Below are 25,219 nucleotides of genomic sequence, written 5' to 3'. Positions count from 1 at the left end.
TTCTATCACAGGCTAAGACGCCGCCTACGGAAGCACCCGTAGCTCAGCTGGATAGAGCGCTGCCCTCCGAAGGCAGAGGTCACAGGTTCGAATCCTGTCGGGTGCGCCAATTTTTGCCTGTTAGTGAGGCTTATGACTTATTCCCTTAAAGATAAAACGATCTGGGTCGCTGGCGCTTCGGGCATGGTGGGGCAGGCTTTGGTGGCGCGGCTGGGTGCGGAGCCTGTGAAGGCGATCTTGACTCCCACATCGCGGGAGTTGGATCTCAAGGATCAGACGGCCACGCAGGCTTGGATGCAGCGGCATAAACCTGACGCGATTATTATTGCGGCGGCACGGGTTGGCGGTATCCATGCAAATTCGACGTATCCTGCGCAGTTTCTCTATGACAATTTGATGATTGCCGCGAACGTGATTCACAGCGCGTATGAGATGGAAACGGAGAAGCTGCTCTATCTGGGGTCGTCGTGTATTTATCCAAAATTAGCGCCGCAACCTATTCCCGAGAGCGCGCTTCTGACGGGGCCATTGGAACCGACGAACTCCGCTTATGCAGTGTCTAAAATTGCGGGAATTCATTTGTGTCAAACATATCGCGAGCAATATGGCTGCGATTTTAATTCGGCCATGCCGTGTAATTTATATGGACGTGGCGATAATTATCACCCTGAAAATAGCCACGTCATTCCTGCGTTAATCAGGCGGGCGCATCAGGCGAAAGTCGAGGGGGCAGAGGCGCTCACGATATGGGGCACAGGCACGCCTTTGCGAGAGTTTCTAGATTCTGATGATGCCGCAGATGCGCTGGTGCATATCCTGACACATTATTCTTCGCCCGATATTATCAATGTTGGCTCAGGCATAGAGACGTCGATTTCGGAACTAGCGCATGCCGTATGCGAGGCAGTGGGCTATCGCGGGCGCATTGAATTTGACCGAACCAAGCCTGATGGTACCCCGCGCAAATTGATGGATAGCCGTAAACTCCGAGGGTTGGGTTGGGCGCCGAAAATGCCGCTGACGGAGGGGTTAAAGCGCGCCTACAACAATTATCTCGCAACGCTGGATTAATCTTGCAAATCGTTGATGATCGCTTGATTGCGGGAAGCGAAGGCGGCGTAGCTAAAAAAATTATGGGCTGATTGTGCGATTGTCTCCCGCCGTCTGTCCCAGGCGTCTTGAGAACTCGTGTTCCAAGTTTTGTAGATGTCCCGAAGGACTGCCACAGCCTCGTCCAAATTTGGTTCTGCCCAGCGCCCACCTTTATAGTGGCCTGCGCTGTCATTCGTATCGCAGAAATTAAATCCTATGCCATGTGCACCGTTAAGATGCGTAAATTCTTCGGGCGATGACCACGCGGTGAACACGCTATCTTTGCCGCGCAATAGAGCTTCCGCAATGGGGAGGCCGTAGCCTTCTGATCGGTGTAGATTTATCACGACAGAATGGGCATCTAATACCTCGTTCATTTGGGCGCGTGTCATCGTGTCGGTCAGAAAATGTATCTGTGATGAGCCAGCAGCGCGTGCCTGTATCGCTTTCCAATTATCTGACGCCGCAGACACATTTGATAACTTCACCGTCAGAGACACATTGTCATTTGGGCCGAACGCTTTAAGGAAAGCATCCACGCCGCCCACTGGATTTTTCCGCTCCCACGACGACAATGCATCCGCCACAATAAGGCATTTTAGTTCGGCCGATGGGCTTTGCACAGTCGCCAAGGGCACCGCATCGAAGCCGTAGCCTACATTGATGCAAGGTCTGCCAAATCTTGCAATCGCATTGGCCGAAAACTGGCTGGGCGCCCATAATTCATGGCAGTAAGGCATATAGCTTTTCCAGCTATCGGGCGGTGTTTCTAACTCCCAAACCCAGCAGCCAATGCGGTAACGCTTGTCTAAATTTTTCGGTTTGAAATGGGCAAGAACAGCGCCGATTTCAGGCGGATTGACATGAAGTATCAATGGCCCGCGCCCTGGGTCTGCATCGCTCTTGAAGGCTATTTTTGACATGGCGGGATCAATGAACCCCGCAACGTCATAAGCATAAACCTCAAGGCCAGCCGCTTTCAAACTTGCATAAAGCCGCCGCGCGCCCTCGCCTATTCCGCTGCTGGCAGAGAAAAAACCGACGACCGTAACAGGCCCACCGAGCGACTGATCGCCAGCCTCCCACCCGCGCAAAGACCCTTTGACCAAGGCGCGTTTCACACGGGACTTTATGGGCTGAAGAATAGTCAAGCGGACTCCGATTGAGGCTTAGCACAAATGACCGCTCAAGCCGTGATTCATTTAAATAGATACAACCATTGCGCAAATTAATCCACGCCTTTGAACGGTCTTCTAAGATACGCCTCCCCATATATGAAAGGTCACCCCATGGATTTGAAAACACCTCATCTCGATCTCCCCATGATCGCCCCCGCTCAAGCGCAAAAACACGTTACCCATAATGAAGCTATTTTTAAACTCGACGCCATCACACAGTTAAGCCTGCGGTCTCGCACGGCAGAGGTTGACGTTGACAGCATGAGTGACGGGGATCGACAGATTGTTCCGGCAAATTCTCCCATCGGGGAAGCTGGTGATATTGCGCAAAAAGACGGCGCAGCCATGATATATCACAGGCCCAAGCTGGGTTGGGTCGGTTGGGTGGAAGACGAAGATTTGCTCGTAGTTTGGACGGGCGCAGACGGCTGGACTCCCGTCTCCTCGCAGAGCTCCCTGACATCCTTGACTCAGCTTGGTGTAAACGCAGCCAGCGACCCGACGAACCGTCTCAGCGTTGCCAGCGAGGCAACATTGCTTAGCCATGACGGCGATGACCACCGCCTGAAGATCAATAAAAATATCGCTTCCGATACAGCATCGCTACTTTTTCAGTCTGGCTTTAATGGTCACGCAGAATTCGGGCTAACAGGGACAAATGATCTGACGGTTCGGGTCAGTGCGGACGGCACGGATTTCATGGATAGCCTTGTCATCGACCAGACGTCTGGCGCGGTCTCTCACCCCAAACAACCCGTGATCTACGGCACGCTCGGCCAGCAAGTTGAAAGCCCGGCGCGGCAGACCTTTGCCCCTCAAGGCGGCATGATCAACGCCATGACCAATATGGCAAAGACGTCCCTGATTATTCCTGATGACGGCGTTTACATGTTTTCAGCCAGTCAGTTGGTGCAGGTCATCAGTGCTGTGCATTACTGGTTTTTGGTCATCAACGGGGTGACGGTATATATTGCGCAAAATAATGGTAATAGTTTTGCTGGGCAGCAGCACGCCAATCACATTGTCTACACCCAGAGTTTCCAAGCGGGTGATCAGATTGAACTGACCTCCAACAACCTGCCCTCCAATTCTTGGATCGACACATTCAGTCATTTCTCTCTGGTCAAAATTGCATAGATTTTCCTGCCAATTCATGGGCTGACCCGCTAGGCAGTGTTGAAGTTTTGTTTTGACACTGTATGTCTGGGCCTATAAATGCGGTAGCTCTTTCGGGAGCGGATCTCCCACATTAATTTAAGGTGTTTCGGCGTCATGGATAAGCAAGTTTTAGTCACAAAAATCATCGGTTTTGTTCAAGAAATCATTGAGGATCGGGCCGAGGGGTCAGGTGATATTACCGTCACTAAAGACAGTGTTTTGGTCGGCAAAGATGCCATCATCGACTCCCATAGCCTAGTCGAACTGATGCTCGAAATTGAAGAATATGCTGAAGATACGCTGGACGTCGAATTTGCTTGGCAAAGTGATGCCACACTCTCTGCGGCGCGGAGTATTTTCCGCTCTCCAGAAACGCTGGCTGATCACCTCCTAACCCTTGTGTCAGAAGACGCTTAGTCAGGCTCTCCTTGCCCTCATACGGCAAATCTAAGACTGAAGGATATTGTCATGAAGGCGGATAAAACAATTTTGGTGACCGGGTCATCGCGAGGCCTCGGCGCCAGTATTTGTTCAGCACTCCAGGCAGATGGTTACCACGTGATTGGGGCCTCCCGAAGCGGCAAAGCCCCTGATGGAATTGAGGCGATTGCCTGTGATATTGGCGAATATCAATCCGTCAAAGACAACCTCAAAAGCGTGGGCAAGATGAAATCGCTATACGGCTTGGTCAATGCGGCTGGCATTGCGTCCATGAATCTCGCAATTTCAACACCGCCAGAGACGATTGAGCGCATTATTCGCACAAACCTTATCGGCACAATCAATGTAAACGCTTTTCTTGCCAAACGCTTTGTTCGCAACAAGGGCGGTCGAATTATCAATTTCTCGACCATCGCTGTGCCAATCTCTCTGAAAGGCGAGTCTATTTATATTGCGTCCAAAGCGGGCGTCGAAGGCTTCTCGAAAAGCTTTGCGCGCGAAATGGCGGACTTCAATACCACCGTGAATGTTATCGCCCCCGAGCCGATTGAGACCGACTTGATCGCCAAAGTGCCCGCCGCTTCAATCCAGCGCATAATTGATCAGCAGATCATCCCCAAGCAATTTACGAAAGACGATATTGTCGACCTCACCCGTATGCTGCTGAGCGAATCAAGCCATATGCTCAGCGGACAAGTTTTTAATGTGGGAGGCGCATAGTGTCTTTAATCGAAGAATTACAAGCCCGTTATGAGGACAGCGACTCGCCTTGCTTAATATCTCGCACCTCCTCTCTGCGCCCAAGCGAAGTTTTAATCACGGATGAAGCTGTCGATGATTTCGTCAAGGCCGGAGATGTCGTCGCGCTGATCGGTGAATTTGACGCGCCCTCCATTCGGCGGATGCTCACCATTATTTCCAATAAAGCGATCTATGTGCCGCTGACAGAGGCGACGAAACCCCAGCACGAATACTTTTTCGAGGCTGCCATGGTCGACGTCGTTGTTCGCGAAGACGGCACTATGACCCGCCTACGTGAAAGCCATGCTGATCATCCTATGCTGAATGAATTACGCGATTTGGGGCATGCTGGCTTGGTTCTGTTTTCGTCCGGTATAACTGGATTACCTAAAGCTATCTTGCATGATTTCGACAAGTTTTTGGTTCGTTTCAGAACGCCCCGCAAAACATTCCGGATGCTAAATTTCCTGTTGTTTGATCACATTGGTGGTGTGAATACGATGTTCCACACGCTGTTTAACAAAGGCGTTGTGATCATGCCCTCAGGCCGTACGGTGACAAATATCTTGCAAGACATCATTGATTTTGACGTTGAAGTCCTCCCGACAACGCCGACATTCTTGCGCATGATGTTGCTGGACGGCTCTATTGAAGAGATGGAGTTGCCGAGCCTCAAACTTATCACATACGGCACAGAGCGCATGGACGAATCCAGCCTCAAACGCATTACAAAAGCTCTACCCAATGTTGATTTCCGTCAGACCTTTGGCATGTCGGAGCTTGGTATTATGCGTGTGAAATCTGTGGCCCGCGATAGCCTCTGGATGCATGTTGGCGGCGAAGGGATTGAAACAAAGATTGTCGACGGTGTTTTGAAAATTCGCGCTCAGAACAAGATGATTGGATACCTCAATGCCGAATCGCCATTTGACGATGAAGGCTGGTATGATTCCAAAGATATTGTTGAGCAACGCGATGACGGATCAATTCGTGTCGTCGGTCGAACAACGGAATGGATCAATATTGGCGGCGAAAAAGTGCTGCCAGAAGTCATTGAAAATGCAGCTTTGCAACATCCAGATGTGATGTTCGCCCACGCCAAAGGCCGCCCTAATCCCATCACAGGCATGCATGCAGAGCTGACGTGTCAGCTAGTAGAAGGGTCTGAGACCTCTCGCAAAGACCTGAAAATATGGATGCGGGATAAATTGCCGAGCGCTTTTCTCCCGCAAAAAATTCGGATTGGCGAAGTTGGGGTCAATCACCGCTTTAAAAAGATGGGCTAACCCATGTGGTATATTTTGGGTGATGGGCCGTTCTCACTGGAAGTATATGATTGGTCTTGCGATGCCTTAGGCGATGCGGCGGCGCGCGAATTTGGCGGCTTTCTTTCGGGCGAGGCTGACCCTGCCCCCCATTCCAGCGGCCTGCCCGTTCTCTCGGATAGAGGCTTTGATTTCGCGGCAGCTGACTTCATTGTAAACGCGATCGCTAAGCCCGCAGTCAAAGCTAGCCTACTCCCGCAATTGACCGCTGAGGGTGCACGTTTCAAGACCATCATTCATCCCACTGCCACCGTGCGGGCGAGCGAGATTGGCGATGGCACAGTTATTTGCCCGGGCGTTGTGGTCGGGGCACAAACCAAAATTGGCGTGGGCTGCACCATTAATTACCAAGTTGGAATCGGCCACGAAACCACGATGGCTGACTTCGTCACAATTTCACCCGGTGTGCAAATTGGCGGGCGCAGCACGATTGGCGCGCGGAGTTTTGTCGGGCTGTCAGCTGCGATTATTGACAATATAAAAATTGGCAAAGATGTGCAGATCAATGCAGGTGCGGTCGTTATCTCTCGGATTAAAGACGAGAAAACGGTCAGTGGCAATCCCGCCCGGCGGACGCAGACGTTTTAATTCACTCCGCGTTTGTCCTAAGCGTTATCGACGCGGTGTTGTTCCAAAACCTCTTCGACACCTCCCATCGCTATGACAGATCCTTTACCTAGATAGAGCGCCTTCGTGCAATGGGATTTAATGATTCCTAGATTATGTGAGGAAATCACGATGATGTTTGATTCGTCCAATAAACCCTGTAGGCGTGCCAAAGACTTCGTCTGAAACGCCGCATCGCCCGCGCCGATTAATTCGTCCAAAACCAGAATATCTGGCGTGAACGCCGTCGAAATCGCGAAGGCCAGCCGCATAAACATACCCGTTGAGTATGTCCGCACAGGCAAGTCTAGAAACTCACCTAATTCGCTAAACTCTGCGATCGCCGGAGACAGCTCTCGGGCTTCCTTATAGGTCTTACCCATCATAACAGACCGAAAGATAATATTCTGCCAACCCGTGGCTTCAACGTCCATGCCCAGAGATACATCTGTTAACGTCGTGACCTCACCATCAATTTTAATCTCGCCACTAGACGGCGGATAAATTCCGGACAGGACGCGCAGGAGTGTTGTCTTCCCCGCACCATTGTGACCGATAATTCCTAGGCGATCACCCTGCTCTATTTCCATTGTAATATCATGCAAGGCATCGACATAGGTCGTCTTCGCGTGTGCTGAAATTTTTCCGCCCAGCGTAGACAATATTTCTTGGCGCAATGAACGTGTTGTGCCCGTATAAATTGGGAAGGATACAGATACATTTTTGAGAGAAATCGAGGACATTTAACTACATCCAATAAATCGCGCGCTTGCGATTTCTCGCCACGACTAATGGCGTTATAATCAATAGAACAATAAACAATCCGCCAACCATGTAAAAAGCCTTCGGGTCAATGTCTTTGCCCAAAATTGGGTCAGTCACAATTTCGATCATCGCGGCCACGGGATTGAGAAATAAATAGGGCTCTAGGTGATCTGGCAACAGGTCAGACGTCCACATGATGGGAGTTACAAAATAGGTGACCTGCAGAATACTCCCGATGACTTCAATCATATCTCGGTAACGAACGCAGACGTAAGCAATAATATAAGACAGCATATATAAAATCGCCGTGATCACTAAGAGGCTGAAGGGCACTGTCAATATGTAAATTGTTGGTTTTATTTGAAAGAAAAGACTACACAGCAAGATTATAATTAAATTGTGCAGAAGGGTTATGCCCTGCTCATACATCATCCCTGTGACTGACACACTGTGCGATAATCTGTTATTGATAAAGTAGCTGGCATGCGACTGTAAATTTACTCGGGCCGCCATGAGCGTTCCAGAAATATACGTAAAGATGACACTTGATGCCGCAACGTGAGGCACAAATTCGGTGATGGGTAGACGCCATAATTGTGACCACAACAGCCCCAAAGCTAACACAACGATGCCCAAGTTAATTGTAATCCAGAACTGTCCTATCTTCGAGCGCGCGTAACGCCGGCGCAACCCGTTAAAGCCTAGCAAATGAATAATTCGCCAGTCTTTTACAAAACTCGCCATGTTGGCGAATCCGTCGCGATATGAATTGATTATGGACACGATATAAATCTAATGAGCCAATAGCTCTAAAAGGAAGACGTCCGCAGTGACTGTCGTGGCGTCCTCATAACTCAACTCAACTCGCGTGTATAGATCACCCAAAAGCTCGCGAGACAGTTGGACCGAAAATGAATGCACGCTTCCTATGGACGAAATAGGCCACGTCACGGCCGCAGTCACGCCATTGATCATAACTTTGAAACCTTCTTTGATTATGGGATCTACGCAATAGATCATACCCCTAATCGTTTTCATATTTGTATCGAGTGGCAAGTCCAAAAAAGCGCCAGATTGGTCAAATTGAAGACCAAATTTGAAATGAATACCTTCACTCTCCAATGACAGGTTTCTGCGTGGGTACCAGCCATACCCTTTAAATGCCATGTCGGGGGTGAAGCAGATATAATCACTCCGCGTTTTTGTGCGCCAATACTGATTATATTTCTTCTGCCATTGCTCGTAATTCGGACGTGTAGGTTTTGACTTCGAGCTCGCTGCCACAACGCGATCATATAACTCGTATTCGCCTGGAATATATTTCTTCAAAGTGGCCGCGTCTAAGCCTTTAAACTTCGGAATTGCCTCTTCAGCATAAATTTTTGAAGATCGTATGTTGGGAACGTTCTCAAGCGGCGGCATATTTAATTGAAAGGCTATATTCAGAAAATAGTCATCGAAATCTAAATCAGAAATTAAATGCTCGAATTGATCAATTTGTGCCATCGTATTTTCATAAAACGCTTCAACCGAAGCAAATGTCGGCAAAGCCGCCGATGCACAATAACTAGCAACCGACGCGCCCTTTAGCCAAAGCGCTAATTTATTCTTATCTTTGAATACGTTCAAAGGTTTATCTGTCTTCCATAATTCCGTTAAATGTCCTTGAAAAGCGGCATCTCTATGTCCGTGTTTCATGATGGATTTAAATCGCTTTAAAGGATCACGTACCACGATCATGCGATGTTTATTCGGAAATTTCGCTTGATGAAACCAATTTGGATAATGCCCGCCAATATATTTATATCGCGCAATGTCAGTCGCAGGTGAAAATAGGATAGTAAACAGATCAACTTGCTCTGACGTCACGGACGCTGCGGCTGTATGCGACGCTGCGATCATACCACTCAGGGTCGTGCCTTGGCACTTCGGAACGTGTATGAAAAACAGATCATCTTGCATGTCGTTAGCTTACGACTCTGGAAATTCAAAGAAAACGTCTTTCTTTGGGTCTTGCAGCAAGACAGGCAGTTCTCCTGATCGTCCTGCGGCTTTTTTGAAAACTTCGAGATAAGATGTCGCTACGTCTTGCCATTGCCAACGGGATTGTATGTCAAATATCTCCTTTTGCTTACGATAAGTTTCCTCTGGCTCACTCAAAGCTTGAACAATCTTATTGCGCGCATCTTTTTTATAATACGGTGAAATCATCAAGCTATCGTAGTTAGGGTGCAGGCGTTGCCCTTCTTGACTATAATCACCAACACCAACGAGGCCTGGGCAGCCCATGATCATACCTTCCAAGAAGGGGTAGGACCCAACACCGCCCTCAGAGAACGACGGATGAATAGTCAATGAGGCACAATGATAAAGGGCTGCATGGACATTATTTGGCACACGCGGGAGCGAGAAAATTCGGTGCATTGACCGTTGCTTCATCAAAACCTTCGTCAGCGAGCTTTTTTTGTCCGAAAGGTCCACATCGCTGGTCAGGAACAAATAGGCATCGAGACCCTTTTTATTCACAGCATCGAAAAATGCATCGACAATAAAGGTCAGATTTTTATACGGACGATCCTGCGTCGAAACGATCGCGTAGACTTTATTTTCATACTCAAAGGTCTGAAGGCGCTCCATCATAAAGCCCTGCTTATGGTAAGTTTTACCGCGGTCTCCAAAGTTTTTATACTGCCGCCAAGACACAAAGTGCCGAATGATATCTGCCGCTTCTTTGCGGCTTTCTGGCGTGCGTACACCCGTCTTGCCAAAGCTCGGTACGTAGTCGGGATAATGATCTGGGTATGACAGGTAGACAATATTGACCTTGTCCGTCGGCAGGTTCAGCACAGGCGCCGCTTTTAATTCACGATTGTGATAAGATTGCGTGATGATCTGATCGCTCGCATGACAGACAAGTTTGATCCGCGCGTAAATATTCTGCACAGCCTCTTTCGACCAGTAATAGCCATACTCCCCAACGACGAAATCCCAGAAGTTCGTGACGCGCGAGCCTGGCAGAAATTCAGCCCCGTAGACATTCGGGTTAACAACCCACCACACATCAATGCCCGCTTTTTCTGCATTATGCATAGCAAGTTTCATCATAGAACGGTTTGTGCTGCTCTGTGATAAACGCAAATAGGCCCCGCGAGACTTACGAGAAAAATAACGAAGGACTGGAATTTTGTCGAAAAACTTCATGATTTGGAGGAAAATATAAACCCCCGGCATGGTGTATTTAATGCCGATACGCTCCTCAAAGCGGTAAGTTTCAAAAGGGCGAGTATTCGCTTGCGCCGGCTCAGCATCCGTGCGGGATGTTTGGAAAAGAGCGGCGATTTTCTCCCGAAAGCGTTTCTTTTTCGGAAATTCATAGTCTGGTAGATCGACTTGAATAACGTCCATTAGCCCCAAAAATTTTGATGCCTTATAAGCTTTGCCTTGGCGATAAAATTTTGCGATCTTAGATTCCGAATTAATTTTTTCCAGTTTTTGCAGCTTAAACGGTTTGGGGTCACCGCGCCGAAAACTGATCAACCCAAAAAGGGAGAAGACAGCATTGATGATTTCTAAGGCACGATGATCTGCCGTTTTGATTGTGACGAAATTGATGTAATTCACATCATCGCCAATCGTTTCCCGCAGACTGCTTTTAATCTCCCCCTCTAGGTATCGCGAGGTGAAGAATGTGTATTGCACATGCGTGCCAAGATCGCCTGCTTTGCGGTTGCCATTGATGATAAATTCAATCGTCCGCGCAATTCCCTCGCCCCGCCAATGTGCGCCCGCACCGAGCGGCAACCAAATGCCAATATTAATAGGTTTGGTCATGGCAAGTTTGCGTCCTAAGCTTTTTTACGCGACTTGAAAAATTGGTGGGCGACGTCGCTAATCCGCACAAGGTCTTCTTCCGTCAGGTCAGGATAGCTCGGCAGATTTAGGCCCTGTGCACTGAGTTGCTCCGCCACTGGGAAGCGCTCATTATTCAGATGGAACTCCTGATACATCGGCATGGTGTGGACTTCAAAAAATGCAGGGCGCGTTTCAATGTCGTGGTCGGCCAAGAAGTCCCTGAACGCGTCACGGCTATAGCCCTCTTCGACTCGCAGTGAGACCATCCAATGCGAGTGCACGGCGTCGTCACGAATACCTTGAAACACGACAGGGCAATCAGCCAGCAATTCGCGGTATCGCATGGCGACGTGTTTCTTGCGCGCAATGATATCGTCTGCGCGAGAGATTTGGGACACACCAATGGCAGCGCAGATGTTCGTCATGCGATAATTATAGCCGACCTTGTCGTGCCAATACTGCTTCGTGCTGGACACGTAATGCGTCTTGAGCAAAGCCATCTCTTTATACAGGTCTTCGTTTTGGGTCGTGACCATGCCGCCCTCACCCGTGGTGATGGTTTTATTGGCGAAGAAACTAAAGGTCGCAACATCGCCGAATTTACCGACATGCTCACCCTTATGATAGGCGCCGAACGCTTCTGCCGCATCTTCGACGACATAGAGGTTATGCGCTTTGGCAACTGCATTGAGGGCTGTCATGTCTGTGGGATGACCATAGAGGTGGACAGCCATAATCGCCTTGGTCTTTGGCGTGATGCGATGCTCGACATCGGCGACATCCAACTGCCAATAATCCAGCTCTGATTCTGCGAAAACTGGCACAGCGCCCATATAGCGAATGGCGTTGACAGAGGCGACATAGGTAAAAGTCGGCACAATGATTTCGTCGCCTGGCTGAATGTCCAGCGCGAGCAAAGCCAGGTGCAGCGCGACCGTGCCATTGGACACCGTCGTCGCGTGTGCAACCCCTGTGTAATCACAGAATTTTTGCTCGAACTCCTCGACATATTTGCCGCGCGAAGAAATCCAGCCCGTCTCCATGCAGTCCATAACTTTCGCGGTTTCTGCGGGCGTTAGGTTAGGCGTGTAGACGGGAATTCGATTAGACATGGAAACCTCGAAGGAGAATTAAATCCGCAGGACTTACTTGCGCTTACGATCAAGCACAGCTTGGTCATTAAGCGCGTCTTCATAATCGCTCTTGGCCATTTCTGTGATCATTTCTGCCAAGGTAATTTTCGGAGTCCATCCCAGTTCTTTCTGCGCCTTTGTCGGATCACCCAGAAGCGTTTCAACTTCGGCGGGGCGGAAATAGGCGGGATCAACGCAAACGATCTCGCGGCCGTTTTGATCAATGCCAACTTCATCAATGCCAGAGCCTTTGAACGTGATTTCCATATCGAGCGCTCTCGCAGCATGTTCGACGAAATAGCGGACGCTATATTGGCGTCCCGTTGCAATCACATAATCCACTGGCTTTTCTTGCTGCAGCATCAACCACTGCATTTCCACGTAATCTTTGGCGTGGCCCCAATCGCGCAAGGCGTCCATATTGCCCAGATATAGCTTGTCTTGCAGACCCGCTTTGATCCGCGCCAAAGCCCGCGTGATTTTACGTGTCACGAATGTCTCACCGCGCATTGGACTTTCGTGGTTAAACAGGATGCCGTTACACGCAAACATGTCGTAGGATTCGCGGTAGTTCACAACGATCCAATAAGCGAACATTTTCGCCACTGCATAGGGAGAGCGCGGGTAGAACGGCGTCGTTTCTTTCTGCGGCGTTTCCTGCACCAAACCATAAAGCTCTGACGTCGACGCTTGGTAGAATTTAGCCGTCTTCTCCAGACCGTTCATGCGCAAAGCTTCGAGCATACGCAGTGTGCCCAGACCGTCAACATTCGCTGTATATTCTGGCTGCACAAATGACACGCCAACATGGCTTTGTGCGCCGAGGTTATAGACCTCATCAGGCTTCACTTCATTGACGATATTGTTGAGGCTGGAGCTATCGAGCAGATCACCATAATGGAGGAAGAAGCGAGCGTCCTTTTCGTGCGGATCTTTGAGGATGCCATCAACGCGTTGTGTATTGAATGTCGACACGCGGCGGCGGATGCCGTGAACTTCATAGCCTTTTTCCAGCAAAAACCGTGAAAGATACGCGCCGTCTTGTCCCGTAACGCCGGTGATAAGTGCCTTTTTCATAAGGATGTCCCTTTAAACAACAAGGCGCCGAACATAGCGGCGCCTAATAACCTGCAGCCCATTAACCAAGGTTTTAACCTAGGTCAATAACTCATGCAAAGCCATAGCAGATGGACATAAAAACAGCCTCAAAACTTGCCCGACCTTGATGTTAATCCACCGCTAAATTTGATGTAAGACGTTTCGCAAAAATCTTGCCTTTTTTCGCCAAAGGCCGCTCAATAAATTTATGACATATCCAAGAGAGGCCAAAAATAATCGGAATGGCGACGGCAAATGCGATGTTCGGATTGTTGAAAATATGCTGACAATACAGGATCAGCGTCATCCCAAATGTGGCGTGGATCAGGTATAGCGGATAGGAAATATCGGCGAAGAACCCGACTATGTTAAACCGTGACCGTCGCCTTGCGCTTTCGGTCAACGCAGCGTCGCCTGATCTGCGGTTTAGACTTCGCACGAAGAAGATGTTGAGGGCTGTAAAAATGATCAAAATCTTGGTGCCCGCAGGGACATAATAGTATTGCTCGAACCCGTATTGGCGGCACAGCATCAAGATCACATAAAAGCACAGCAGCACACTGCTTAAAATAATATATTGCCCCAGTTTGACGCGACCCACAGCGTAGAAATAGGCAATGACGCCACACAACATGAAGACAATAAAGCCAGCACTGTCTGAAATGGCTTTGCCAAATGAGAATAGATAGAAAGCATCCTGCGCAACGGCGCGCTCGAATAGTGACGGAAAGATATTTCCCATATTGGCCGCCGCAAAAACCGTTCCTAGCACTAACATCGCCAGAGCAGCCTGCATGATAAGGCCAGGCGTCAGTTTATCCCGCTTGAAATAGGCAAGCCCCGCCATCAAGGCGTAAAATTTAACTTCTACCAAGAGTGTCCAAATAGCGTTTTCTATTGAGGGCGACCAGGTGAAATCTTTGATAAGGAATAGGTTCGTGACAAAATCTTTCACGCCAAATCCGACTGTCTCAATAAAGCCCGTTGGGATTAGGGCAAGTCTGATTCCAAGGATCAAGAGCAAGGCAAATGCCAGCGTTGGCAAGAGACGAAAAACGCGCGAGACAAGAAATTCCCCCGCATGGTAACGCTCCACCGATATAGAAATCACGAAGCCACTAATTAGAAAAAACAGCAACACACCCGCTGCGCCAAGTTCAATATCGAAAATGAAAGTGTAAGGCTTGATCCACTCGATCAGGGTATAAAATGATTGCACAAAATTACCGCTAATCGCCGGGTCAAACATAAAGTCTGGCGCAATCTTGTAAGTTGATCCTTGCACCTCCGCCTTTTTAAATAGTGTGCCCCAATGGTGCAAAACGACAAGCAAAGCCGCTAGTCCACGCAGATTGTTTAGCCATTGAATTTTTGTCTGTCCCATGATGCGTCTTAGGCTGGGAGGGCGGTGTGTTCAAGCGGCATAAGTTGAACCACGCAAAAGCCCGCCCGTGGTGTCACGGGCGGGCTTTTATTCGCGTTATATTTGCGGGCGCTTACGCCGTATCGACCACGATGTCGTCGACGGTGACGAGGCCGTTAATGACGATGGTGTCGTCGCCGAAGAATACCACCGTTTGGTTTGCCACACTGTCGTAATTAATGCCCAGCTGCGTGTTGGACGTTAGGCCGAAAACATCATCAAAGAGCAGCACATCGCCTTCCAGCGCGTTGAAGTCATTGATCCTGTCAGCACCCCAGCTATGGCCGAAGATAAATGTATCTGCGCCCGTGCCGCCATTAAGTGTGTCATTGCCTGTGCCGCCCTCAAGACGGTCATCACCCGTCCCGCCGAACATAAGGTCATTACCACGACCGCCTTCCAGCCAGTCATCGCCGCCCAAAGAGGACAGCGTATCATTGCCGTCACCCGCTTGGACATAGTCGCCGAAATTGTCACCAAAAATAGCTTCGGCTTGATCCGTGCCCATGCGCTCGATCAGGATCTGATCTTGATCTAGCTGTCCGAAGACCAGCACTTGCTGTCCACCGTAAAAGAGGAAGGTAAAGTTCTGCGGCGCATCATAGAGATAGCCAATCTGACCCGCAGACGTCAGGCCAAGGTCTTCGCCGAAGACAACCTTGTCCTGGCCCGCCTCGTAGTCATAGACATAATCCACGCCCCAGCTCAACTCATTGATATAGACCGTGTCCCGATCCTCGCCAGTATAGTGAACATCGACGCCCGTTGACGCAACCAGCCCGCCCATGCCGTCGTTCTCCGCCGCGCCGCCCTGTTGATAATCATCCCCCGTCCCGCCGAGCAGATATTGTGTCGAAGAGCTGCCAAACAAGCTGTCATCCCCCGCGCCGCCATAAGCAAAATCGCCGTCTGAAAGCTCTTCTACGCTAGCGCCAAATTCAACTTGTCCGCCAATGATATCATCGCCAGCGCCAGCAATAATATTTTCAGCGGCAGAACTGATTGATCCTAGTAAATCTGCGCCAGCCGTCGCTATATTGATTGAGGCAATAATCGTATTTTGCGGCACATAACCATTTAGATAAATAGCGAGATTTCCATAGAATACTGTTGTTATGTCCGTCGCCGCGTCAAAGCTATAGCCGAGGTCTGAAGACTGGGTTGCACCCACTTCGAATATGATAATATTATCGTGCGATCTATCAAAGTCTGTGACGGTCGTTATCGTCCCAAATTGAAGGCCTGTCGCGAGTAAATCTCGCCCCAATCCGAAGGACGAAGTATGTACGCCTTGGCCCGTTGTTTCGACATAATCATTGCCATTTCCAGCATTAAGTGTGTCACTTCCATCATTGCTGATGAGTTGATCATCCCCGAAGCCGCCAAAGAGAATATCGGTGCCATTATTACCATTTAGTCTGTCGTCTCCAGCGCCCCCAAATAATTCATCATCACCAAAGCCACCAAACAATTCATCATCGCCCGCACCGCCAAAAATCTCGTCGTCGCCCTCACCGCCATAGACTTCGTCGCGCAAAGACCCACCGAAATATGTGTCATTACCGCCGAAGAGGAAAACATTGGCACCGTCTAAAATTACGCCCGCCGTATTATCAAAGACATTATCCCCATCATTGAGTAAAATATCACCCTCAATCGTGCCAAGGTTTGTGATGTTCAATGTGGATGTCGTAAAGAAATCAGCATCAATGGCTGTGCTACCGCTGAGTGTGCCTGTGAGAGTGAGGTTTAGGCCGCCGTCTTGAATGACAAGTGCTGTCCCGCCCGCATTGATCGTACCGCCAATCGTAGCGTTCACATCGCCCGCTAAGACGATGCCGTCCCCGCCCGCTGTGATGTTGCCCGAGAAGTCGAGGGTGTTGGCAGTTGTGGCCGCTGTAGGTTGCTCGATCGAAATGCCCGTGCTGTCAGAATTAATATCGCCTGTAACGGTCACATCTGTGCCATTGGCGAATATGCGAATACCGCCAACATTAGAGTTAATGGTGCCCGCCATATCTATGGCTGTGCCGTCGCCAAAGACGTCCATGCCCCAGCCGACACCAAATGTGCTGTTCACATTGATGATGCCAGTGCCTTCTACGAGAATCGTATCATCACTGTTTAAGCCAATACGGATACCCGTAATGCCGCCATTGAGCGTCCCAGAAAGCACCAGGGTATTACCAGGGTCGTTCACTGCTAAGACTTGCGAGACGTAAGCTGCGCCATTCGTATTGCCAGCGCCAATACCAACGGTGCCGCTAATTGTGGTCTCGTTCCCGCTACCCGATGCCGTGAACACATTATTGGAGTTAGACGTGATCACGCCCGTCACGGTCGATGTCGTGTTAGAGCCAACCGCCATGCCAACGAGTTCTGCCGTTACATTACCCGACACAATAACGTCCGAATTATCAGCGAGTGTGAACTGCAATCCGTTGCCTGTCAGGACATTGATATCCCCTGAAATAGTCGCAAAGCTGTTCTCGGCGCTCACGCTAATGCCAACGCCTGACGTCAGGGAACCTGCAAAGTCCAAATTGACAACCTCATTCCCGTTGAAATTAATCCCGTTAAACGACCCTGAAATAATTGTCTGCGAGGTGTTCGTGAAGGTGAAATTTCCGCCGCCATTGATACTAATATTAGTCGTGGAATTTATCGCGCCCGCTATGACCGCTGTCATCATGCTGCCCGACATAGAGAAGGCCTGACTGCCAGACGTAATCGTGCTGCCTTGAGCCAAGGTCAGGCTGATATTATCGCCGAACATGTTGATCGCATCCGTCGTGGCAACAATCTCTCCCAAGACCGTTAGTTTAGAGTCGTTACCGTCAAAATAAATACCGTTATCGCCAGTTGTGAGCGTGCCGGACGCTGCAATATCAATCTGATTATTGGCGCCGCGCACTTCAAGACCTTCGCCCGATGCACTCGTCAGTGTGCCGCTGATATTGATTGTATTATTATCACCAGTGACATCGATGATTTCATTGTTTCCGCTCGTGCCCGTATTGATGACGTTGGCATTGGCGCCAATCGTCAGATCAACGTCATTGTCATTAATGTTAATCGCTTTGTTGTTACTGCTTACTGTCCCCAGAATTTCCACGTCACTGCCGTCTGCACCTGCCAAAAAGAGACCGACGCCATTTGTGCCGATAATGGTGGAATTAGCGGTTTGAGTGAAATTTGTTTGCCCTCTTAGATATACGCCATTGGTCGATCCTGTGACTTGGCTGGAGAGCGTGACTGTGGACACGCCCGCCTCGCTATTATGTCTCAAGTCGATGGCCGTACCGGAGGTGTTCTCAATCGAGATACCAGAGGCGAAGGTGTAGATGCCCCATTCTGTAATATCGATGCCGTCTTGGTCGCTCACTGAGACTGTAAAATTGCAGACTTGGCCGGGAGTTTGCGGGGTACCAGACGAAATAGCCATGACATATCCTTTGGTTGAATGTTATCATAAATACCATTTTCTAAGATCAAGTCTTTGTCAATAGAAGGCGGCCCATACAAAAGGGGGTAGCGAACCACGCAAAAGCCCGCCACGTGGTGTCACGGGCGGGCTTTTATTCGCGTTATATTTGCGGGCGCTTACGCCGTATCGACCACGATGTCGTCGACGGTGACGAGGCCGTTAATGACGATGGTGTCGTCGCCGTAGAAGACGATCGTCTGGTTCGTCGCGCTATTATAATCTATGCCCAGCTGCGTGTTGGACGTCAGGCCGAAGACATCATCAAAGAGCAGCACATCGCCTTCCAGCGCGTTGAAGTCATTGATCCTGTCAGCTCCCCAGCTATGGCCGAAGATAAATGTATCTGCGCCCGTGCCGCCATTGAGTGTGTCATTGCCTGTACCGCCCTCAAGACGGTCATCACCCGTCCCGCCGAACATAAGGTCATTACCACGACCGCCTTCCAGCCAGTCATCGCCGCCCAAAGAGGACAGCGTATCATTGCCGTCCCCCGCTTGGATATAGTCGCCAAAGGCATCGCCAAACATGGCTTCCGCCCCGTCCGTGCCCATGCGCTCGATCAGGATTTGGTCTTGATCTAGCTGTCCGAAGACCAGCACTTGCTGTCCACCGTAAAAGAGGAAGGTAAAGTTCTGCGGCGCATCATAGAGATAGCCGATCTGACCCGCAGACGTCAGGCCAAGGTCTTCGCCGAAGACAATCTTGTCCTGGCCAGCCTCGTAATCATAGACATAATCCACGCCCCAGCTCAACTCATTGATATAGACCGTGTCCCGGCCCTCGCCAGTATAGTGAACATCGACGCCCGTTGACGCAACCAGCCCGCCCATGCCGTCGCTCTCCGCGGCACCGCCCTGTTGATAATCATCCCCCGTTCCGCCGAGCAGATATTGTGTCGAAGAGCTGCCAAACAAGCTGTCATCCCCCGCGCCGCCATAAGCAAAATCGCCGTCGGTTAAATCATTTCCACTAAGTCCGACCCGAGCCCCAATGACATCATCGCCGCCCCCACCAACAATGTTTTCAGCGGCAGAAGTGGTTGATCCTAAAATATCTGCGCCATCGGTTGCAATATTTACAGAGACTAAGATCGCGTCTTGCGGGACATAGCCATTGATATAAATGGCTATACCACCATCAAAAACCGTTGTGATGTCAGTTGCCGCGTCAAAGCTATATCCCAGTTCAGACGACTCGGAGACACTCCCGAATATAAGACCAATATCATCATGCGCACGGTCAAAATCTTCAATGACGGTGATCGCAGAGTCGGATTCTCCTGTCAGGAAATAATCTGTGCCAAGCCCAAGGCTGAGATCATTAATGCCTGTCGTAACCACAGCATAATCATTACCATTGCCCGCATTTAAATCATCATTGCCACCATTGCCGTCGAGTTGATCGTTTCCTGACCCGCCATTTAACGTGTCATTACCCGATCCCCCTTGAATTATATCATTACCAGCCTCGCCGTTCAGAATATCATCATCGACTTCGCCATTGATTTGGTCATCGCCAGCACCGCCAAAAATCTCGTCTTCGCCCGCCCGTCCCTGCAAAATATTGCCGAGGTCATTGCCAGTGATGGTATCATTACCGTCTCCGCCTACGACATTTTCAAAATTAAGGATTGTGTCGGTTTCTCCAAAAAAACCGGTGAAAGTTTCTGTCGCGAGGTTGATCGTTACGTTGTCTGTCGTGTCCGCCATTCGTAGGGTGTCAATATCGGCACCCCCATCGAATGTTTCATAAACCGCAAGGGATGTTATGATGACAGTGTCGTTGCCGTCTCCGGCAAATATGTCTGCACGATCCCCGGTGCTCTCTGTGATCGTGTCGCTTCCGTCCAAACCATAGGCATCTTCGCCAGACCCTTGATCAAACGTGTCATCCCCGCTCGTCCCAATTTGCAGGCCATTGGCGCCCGTAATCGCGTCGCGCCCATCAAAGAATTGCAGATTGATTTCAGAGCCGTCATCCCAAACGGCCACCATGCGGCCATCGCTAAGGGCTGCAAGGCCCGGTTGATCCCGCGTGCCAGTGCCAATAATGAACTCGCTATTTTGTAGCGCACCCGTGGTTCCGTTGACTTCCTGCGCGCCCATCGTAGCATTGTTTGAGTAATCATAGGAAACAACGTAATCGCCGCTATCTAGCGTGATAATATCGATGTCGAGCAAATTGGTTGCGGCGTCTTTGACGACGACTTCTGCTGTAAATGTGCCGTCCGCATTCAAAATCCGCGTCACAACATTACCGTCGATAACATAGGCGATTGCCGCCCGTCCGCCCGATAACGCAGAAACTACTACACTGCTGATTTCACCCGCGACAGAGGTATTATTATTTTGGACCACCGTCCCGTCCGTATCTAGGACGTAAACAAAGAGACTGTCTGAGCCAACATTTTTATTACCAATGGCAAGAGCATAATCACCCGATGTAAGGGCTGTCATGGAGAGGTCCGTCACACCTTCAGCGCCGCCATTTGTAAAATTAGTTAAATTCTGTGCTGCATCTAAAGTCTGCGTAGAGGGATCGTAGGATCTTGTGTCTAAATTGAAGCTGGTGCCTGCATCGTTCAGCACCAAATATGCTGTCATGGCTTCAGTCGCACTGCCAACTGCAACGACTGGGGAGGAGGGTATTTCGCCGCCATCGGCGTCATTCAATAATATGATAGGTCCGACGTTAGCAGTGACCATATTAGTTGATGTATCAAACCCGTATTGGTCGAATAGCAAGTCATTATCACTCCCGTTTGATTCATAGGTGACAACAAATCCACCATCTGGTGTCGCGGCTATGTCGAAATTCCGTTCTGTGTCCAATACCTGAGAATTTACCTGAAACGTATCGACTACCAAAACGCCGAATTGATCATAAATACGGCCCAAAAGATCGACGCCATCACCGGGGCTAACGCCTGTCACTTTATTTGATTCCCAAACGACCAAAATATAGCCATTGGCCAATTCGATCACATCTGGATCTTCCAGAGTACCTGAGCCTGAATCGACTTCGATTGGATCACTAAAAGCTTGAATTTGCGACATTATATTCTCCCACTTTGATGTCACGGCTGAGCCGCTATTGATTGTTAAATCAGGGGGAATTTGTCTGCAATGCATATCTTAAGGTGTATACTTTAAAAATGCTTCCAATTTGCGCCCCGGAAACTGGATTTGCGTTACTCTTATTTTTACTTTTTGTCAATTTCTTGGGATGGGCGCTGTGATCGGCGTCACGCGGCGCGTTGAATTATCAAAGCGCTTTACCGCATAAAAAAAGCGACCCGAGGGCCGCTTTCTAAGTCTCTAGCTCTAGCTGATTGGCGCTCTAGACGAACAGATCCACATCTATGTCGTCGACGGTCACCAGACCGTTCACTAGCACTGTGTCGGAGCCGTAGAAAACGAGGGTCGTATCCGACGCTGTGTCATATGACAGGCCAAGTTGCGAGGCGGAGGTCAAGCCTGCGATCCCGTCAAAGAGAAGTGTGTCGCCTTCGAGCGCGTTAAAGTCGAGGATCGTGTCCGCGCCCCAATCTGCGCCAAAAACGAAGGTATCTGTGTCTGCGCCGCCATATAAGAGGTCATCGCCAAAGCCGCCCTCCACGCGGTCATTACCGCCGCCGCCGTAAAGCACATCATTGCCGATGCCGCCGTTGAGCCAATCATCCCCATTATAGGTCGAGAGAATGTCATCGCCGCCATTGCCAAGAACATAGTCACCGCCATTATCGCCAAAGATCGTATTATTGACGTCATCCCCTTGGCGCTCAATCAGCAAGTCAGATTGCTCGATTTGCGTGAAGATAAATATCTGCGACGACCCGTAAAAGACTGTCGTCACATTTTGCGGTCCGTCATACGCAAAGCCAAGCTGCGTTGAGGATGTCAGCCCTGTCTCGGCGGCGAAAATGATTTTATCATTCCCGTCTTCGTAGTCATAGATGTAATCTACGCCCCAGTTGAGGACATCGATAATCACGCTATCGCGGCCTTCGCCTGTATAATGTGCGTCCACGCCGCGGTCAGTGCCGATGGCTTCGCCCGTATAGTGACGGTCATCGCCCGTGCCGCCGATGAGGAATTGCAGCTCTTGCCCACCCACAAGTCGGTCATCGCCTGCGCCGCCAAATAGGTAGTCGCCCGCATCGTCTGAGATAATCACATCATTGCCAGCATTTCCCAGCAAGTTCTCGGCAATATCATTATCGCTATCTATAATGTCGCCCCCAGCGCTCCCGTTAGGGCCAGAGATTTCATATAAAACGTGGCCCGTCGTGTGGAAGCCGTCAATGATCGTCAAACTACTGCCATAGAAAAAGGTCGTTGTATTGTTCGCCGCATTATAAGACGCGCCGATACCCGCGGCGGTTAGGCCAGCCACGCCTTCGAAAATAATCTCATCATTCCAGTGATCGTAATCCGTGACGATATTGGTGCCGTTATCTGTCAATGTGACTTCGACAACGTCCTCGCCTTCGTTAAGCGTCAGCGTGTTCACGCCTGACCCGCCGTTCAAATAGTCATCGCCCAGCCCCCCCGTGATGGTATCATTCCCACCCAGGCCGTCAATCTCGTCATCACCGCCAAGACCGTTGAGAACGTCATCCCCTTCCGTGCCGTTTTCCTCGTCATCGCCTTCGGTGAAGACCGGCCCTGACGTTGTGCCAGCGGCCACTGTCACATCGGAGAATTTGAGGAATTCAATGCCAGAGAGGGTGTCTGTGCCTTCACTGCCTTGGACGGTCAGTGTGCCGTCGCCATTATCTGTGACGGTGTATTGCGACTGCAATCCTGAATAGACGGCCGTATCGTCACCGCCGCCGCCATTGATTGTGTCGTTACCGCCATTGCCTGTGAGCGTGTTATTAAGGCCATTCCCAAGCAAAGTGTCATTGCCGCTGCCGCCGATCGCGTTTTCAATATCGGCTCCGCGTGCGACAGAGAGATTGTTGACCAGCGCGTCCGTCGGAATGGACGTGTTCGTATTATCACCGACAGAGGAGAACGTCTCTTGGTTTAGATTGATCGTCTGGTTTGCGCTAAAGCCTGACATGTCCAGCGTGTCGATCCCATTGGAATCAAAGATCGCCAATGACGGCGGACGAATACCATTGGCAAAAAACGTATTTTCAAAATCGAAAACACCGCCTGCATTGGAATTAAATCCATAAACTGTATCGCCTGAGAATGTGCCGTTAGGATTGGTGCCGTAGAGATTCTGGATGGCGATAATATCGACCATTTGTGGGCCTAGCACTAAGCGCGGCGTACCATTGGATGCTTCGCCCTGATCGAAATAAGACATGACCGTATAATTCCACGCATCCTGATTATACGCGCGGTTGGTGGCGTAGCTAGCATTGCCGTTATAAGGACCGCCATGGCCAAGGCCCAGCGCGTGGCCAACTTCGTGCAAATAAGTCTGGTAACGGTAAGAATTCAGATCATAACTCGTATCCCAGTTATCAGACACCGTTACGGTGACGGACGTAATCTCGCCATTGGAATTAAAAGCTGAACTCGCGAAAGCTTGCGCATTGCCTGACTCGTCTATGTCAGGTGTACTTTCGTCGTCGCTTGTGCGGTCTTCATTGAACGTAATGTCTGCCGTTTGACCCGCTGTAACGGCCGTGAACGTCAGGCCAGAGACATCTGCCCAAGCTTGCATTGCGAGGATTGCCAAGTTTTGCGCCCCTGCCGTGATGCCTGATACGTCATACGTCAAGTTTAAGTCACCCCAGCTACGCCCGACGCTAAATTGATCCGTCAGAAAGAAAGCCGATTGATCCAGTGTGAAGTCAGGGCGGTTTGTGCCTTCTTCAGCATAGATCGTGTAATCGCCAGTTGTAGTGGTCCAACCCTCAGCGGAAATATAATACGTGCCAGTCGTTGTCGCCGTGAACTCGATAATTGAATTTTGGTTGTCACCCGCACCGTCGCCGTTACTATCAATGTCATCATTGGTGACCAAAACTGTCGTTCCGTCTGTGCCAATCAAGCTCATCAGAGGGTCAGTGTGTGGGTTCGCCCCATCCCTGAGCATGATAAATGTGTAGGCCTGACCTGCTACCAAGTCGACTTGATACCAGTCCGCATCCGTGCCCGTTTCGCGCGTGCCAGCGACAGTGCCGCCAATCGCGAGGGTCGCCGTCGTGGCAGAACTTCCAGGCACAGAGTCCATGTAAGAAATCGTCGGCACTTCCGCAGAGGCAGTGTCTGACATATCTTTCACAGCTTCGAGAATAACCTCTGGATCGCCGCCCGTTTCCTCGACTGACATACCGATCAAGTCTGCCAGCGTTGGCGCGATCAAACCTGAATCAATCGCCGATTGCAGGGTTGCCGCCAACTCAATGATTTGCTGCTTTTCGTTATTACCGTGATCGTGACCACAACAGCCGCAACCGTCATTGTCCATTGTGAAGAAGTGACCATTATCGATCAGGGCCGTAATCGCCGCTTGTGCAATCAAGGTGATCATGTCGCCTTGGATCAAGAGAGGCGCAGGCGCCAGAGCTATATCTGCCGAGAACGCCGCCGGCATGAACGACAAACTTGCGACCTGCGTTATATCAACCGCATCACGCGTGAAGGACACAGCCTCGTTCAGAGGCAAAGGCGTAACGCCGTTCAGCGCATCAAAATCAAACGGTTTAAACATAATTCATCCTGGTCTTTGTCCCGTGTCAGGGAGTCTGGTCACTCTTAGCGCGCTGGGGTTTCAAATACCCTAACGTATAAATGGCGCCCACACCCACCACCTAAACACCCTTATATTTGGCAGTTTAGCCTGAAATGAGGCGCAAATGAAACGGTAATTGCATGAATTGGGATATAACTATACTTAAGGTGAATGTAAGGTGAAAGCGCACTCACATCCCCCAAGATTTCATCTCAACAAGGCGT

The 25,219-nt window shown here is 50.0% G+C and carries 17 protein-coding genes and 1 tRNA gene; 7 read left to right on the top strand and 11 right to left on the bottom strand.

Annotation, left to right across the window (positions count from 1 at the left end; all coding sequences use genetic code 11):
• Window positions 1-32 precede the first annotated feature (32 nt).
• Together AB8615_RS01725 and AB8615_RS01720 are read left to right on the top strand one after the other, a co-directional pair.
• Window positions 33-109 (top strand) — tRNA-Arg (locus tag AB8615_RS01725).
• A gap of 23 nt (window positions 110-132) precedes the next feature.
• The gene (locus AB8615_RS01720) at window positions 133-1,071 is read left to right on the top strand and encodes a GDP-L-fucose synthase family protein (RefSeq protein ID WP_409433227.1); all 939 of its coding nucleotides are present in this window, start codon (window positions 133-135) and stop codon (window positions 1,069-1,071) included.
• Here AB8615_RS01720 and AB8615_RS01715 read toward each other — a convergent pair.
• Window positions 1,068-2,243 carry a glycosyltransferase gene (locus AB8615_RS01715; RefSeq protein WP_409433226.1) on the bottom strand — a complete coding sequence of 392 codons (1,176 nt, stop codon included), beginning with the start codon at window positions 2,241-2,243 and terminating at the stop codon, window positions 1,068-1,070. The genes AB8615_RS01720 and AB8615_RS01715 overlap by 4 nt on opposite strands.
• Before the next feature lie 138 nt (window positions 2,244-2,381).
• On the opposite strand from AB8615_RS01715, the gene AB8615_RS01710 reads away from it, so the two are divergent.
• The 5 genes from AB8615_RS01710 (at window position 2,382) to AB8615_RS01690 (ending at window position 6,523) form a co-directional block, all read left to right on the top strand.
• Window positions 2,382-3,407 carry a DUF2793 domain-containing protein gene (locus AB8615_RS01710; RefSeq protein WP_409433225.1) on the top strand — a complete coding sequence of 342 codons (1,026 nt, stop codon included), beginning with the start codon at window positions 2,382-2,384 and terminating at the stop codon, window positions 3,405-3,407.
• Window positions 3,408-3,542: 135 nt separating this feature from the next.
• Window positions 3,543-3,845 carry a hypothetical protein gene (locus tag AB8615_RS01705; protein WP_409433224.1) on the top strand — a complete coding sequence of 101 codons (303 nt, stop codon included), beginning with the start codon at window positions 3,543-3,545 and terminating at the stop codon, window positions 3,843-3,845.
• Window positions 3,846-3,896: 51 nt separating this feature from the next.
• The gene (locus AB8615_RS01700; protein WP_418152549.1) at window positions 3,897-4,589 is read left to right on the top strand and encodes an SDR family NAD(P)-dependent oxidoreductase; all 693 of its coding nucleotides are present in this window, start codon (window positions 3,897-3,899) and stop codon (window positions 4,587-4,589) included.
• The gene (locus AB8615_RS01695) at window positions 4,589-5,896 is read left to right on the top strand and encodes an ANL family adenylate-forming protein (protein ID WP_418152548.1); all 1,308 of its coding nucleotides are present in this window, start codon (window positions 4,589-4,591) and stop codon (window positions 5,894-5,896) included. The genes AB8615_RS01700 and AB8615_RS01695 overlap by 1 nt, the downstream gene beginning before the upstream one ends.
• A gap of 3 nt (window positions 5,897-5,899) precedes the next feature.
• On the top strand, window positions 5,900-6,523 hold the full coding sequence (locus AB8615_RS01690) for an acetyltransferase (protein ID WP_409433221.1): 624 nt from the start codon (window positions 5,900-5,902) through the stop codon (window positions 6,521-6,523).
• A gap of 17 nt (window positions 6,524-6,540) precedes the next feature.
• On the opposite strand, the gene AB8615_RS01685 is transcribed toward AB8615_RS01690, so the two are convergent.
• The 10 genes from AB8615_RS01685 to AB8615_RS01640 form a co-directional block, all read right to left on the bottom strand.
• Window positions 6,541-7,284, bottom strand: coding sequence for an ABC transporter ATP-binding protein (locus tag AB8615_RS01685; RefSeq protein WP_409433220.1), 744 nt, complete (start codon window positions 7,282-7,284; stop codon window positions 6,541-6,543).
• Between the two features lie 4 nt (window positions 7,285-7,288).
• Window positions 7,289-8,089, bottom strand: a complete 801-nt coding sequence (locus AB8615_RS01680; protein WP_409433219.1) for an ABC transporter permease — start codon at window positions 8,087-8,089, stop codon at window positions 7,289-7,291.
• Window positions 8,090-8,098: 9 nt separating this feature from the next.
• Entirely contained in the window at window positions 8,099-9,268 is a 1,170-nt protein-coding gene (locus AB8615_RS01675; protein ID WP_409433218.1) for a hypothetical protein, read from the bottom strand.
• Window positions 9,269-9,277: 9 nt separating this feature from the next.
• Entirely contained in the window at window positions 9,278-11,137 is a 1,860-nt protein-coding gene (locus tag AB8615_RS01670; protein WP_418152547.1) for a hypothetical protein, read from the bottom strand.
• Window positions 11,138-11,151: 14 nt separating this feature from the next.
• On the bottom strand, window positions 11,152-12,270 hold the full coding sequence (locus AB8615_RS01665; protein WP_409433216.1) for a DegT/DnrJ/EryC1/StrS family aminotransferase: 1,119 nt from the start codon (window positions 12,268-12,270) through the stop codon (window positions 11,152-11,154).
• 33 nt (window positions 12,271-12,303) lie between these two features.
• Window positions 12,304-13,368 carry a GDP-mannose 4,6-dehydratase gene (gmd, locus tag AB8615_RS01660; protein ID WP_409433215.1) on the bottom strand — a complete coding sequence of 355 codons (1,065 nt, stop codon included), beginning with the start codon at window positions 13,366-13,368 and terminating at the stop codon, window positions 12,304-12,306.
• 151 nt (window positions 13,369-13,519) lie between these two features.
• Window positions 13,520-14,773, bottom strand: coding sequence for an acyltransferase family protein (locus AB8615_RS01655; RefSeq protein WP_418152546.1), 1,254 nt, complete (start codon window positions 14,771-14,773; stop codon window positions 13,520-13,522).
• A 112-nt stretch (window positions 14,774-14,885) separates the two neighbouring features.
• On the bottom strand, window positions 14,886-18,257 hold the full coding sequence (locus AB8615_RS01650; protein WP_418152545.1) for a beta strand repeat-containing protein: 3,372 nt from the start codon (window positions 18,255-18,257) through the stop codon (window positions 14,886-14,888).
• A 158-nt stretch (window positions 18,258-18,415) separates the two neighbouring features.
• Window positions 18,416-21,355, bottom strand: a complete 2,940-nt coding sequence (locus AB8615_RS01645) for a calcium-binding protein (protein ID WP_409433212.1) — start codon at window positions 21,353-21,355, stop codon at window positions 18,416-18,418.
• Between the two features lie 283 nt (window positions 21,356-21,638).
• Window positions 21,639-24,974 carry a M10 family metallopeptidase C-terminal domain-containing protein gene (locus AB8615_RS01640; protein WP_409433211.1) on the bottom strand — a complete coding sequence of 1,112 codons (3,336 nt, stop codon included), beginning with the start codon at window positions 24,972-24,974 and terminating at the stop codon, window positions 21,639-21,641.
• Window positions 24,975-25,219 lie beyond the last annotated feature (245 nt).

Source organism: Litorimonas sp. RW-G-Af-16 (assembly GCF_048319245.1).
GTDB lineage: Bacteria > Pseudomonadota > Alphaproteobacteria > Caulobacterales > Maricaulaceae > Litorimonas.
This window is presented reverse-complemented; position numbering and strand designations above follow the sequence as displayed.

Excerpts from the sequence above, each read along its gene's own strand:
- AB8615_RS01690 (WP_409433221.1), top strand. The coding sequence starts at position 5,900 with ATGTGGTATATTTTGGGTGATGGGCCGTTCTCACTGGAAGTATATGAT.
- AB8615_RS01640 (WP_409433211.1), bottom strand. The coding sequence starts at position 24,974 with ATGTTTAAACCGTTTGATTTTGATGCGCTGAACGGCGTTACGCCTTTG.
- AB8615_RS01655 (WP_418152546.1), bottom strand. The coding sequence starts at position 14,773 with ATGGGACAGACAAAAATTCAATGGCTAAACAATCTGCGTGGACTAGCG.
- AB8615_RS01665 (WP_409433216.1), bottom strand. The coding sequence starts at position 12,270 with ATGTCTAATCGAATTCCCGTCTACACGCCTAACCTAACGCCCGCAGAA.
- AB8615_RS01675 (WP_409433218.1), bottom strand. The coding sequence starts at position 9,268 with ATGCAAGATGATCTGTTTTTCATACACGTTCCGAAGTGCCAAGGCACG.
- AB8615_RS01685 (WP_409433220.1), bottom strand. The coding sequence starts at position 7,284 with ATGTCCTCGATTTCTCTCAAAAATGTATCTGTATCCTTCCCAATTTAT.
- AB8615_RS01650 (WP_418152545.1), bottom strand. The coding sequence starts at position 18,257 with ATGGCTATTTCGTCTGGTACCCCGCAAACTCCCGGCCAAGTCTGCAAT.
- AB8615_RS01670 (WP_418152547.1), bottom strand. The coding sequence starts at position 11,137 with ATGACCAAACCTATTAATATTGGCATTTGGTTGCCGCTCGGTGCGGGC.
- AB8615_RS01705 (WP_409433224.1), top strand. The coding sequence starts at position 3,543 with ATGGATAAGCAAGTTTTAGTCACAAAAATCATCGGTTTTGTTCAAGAA.
- gmd (WP_409433215.1), bottom strand. The coding sequence starts at position 13,368 with ATGAAAAAGGCACTTATCACCGGCGTTACGGGACAAGACGGCGCGTAT.
- AB8615_RS01645 (WP_409433212.1), bottom strand. The coding sequence starts at position 21,355 with ATGTCGCAAATTCAAGCTTTTAGTGATCCAATCGAAGTCGATTCAGGC.
- AB8615_RS01710 (WP_409433225.1), top strand. The coding sequence starts at position 2,382 with ATGGATTTGAAAACACCTCATCTCGATCTCCCCATGATCGCCCCCGCT.
- AB8615_RS01700 (WP_418152549.1), top strand. The coding sequence starts at position 3,897 with ATGAAGGCGGATAAAACAATTTTGGTGACCGGGTCATCGCGAGGCCTC.
- AB8615_RS01720 (WP_409433227.1), top strand. The coding sequence starts at position 133 with ATGACTTATTCCCTTAAAGATAAAACGATCTGGGTCGCTGGCGCTTCG.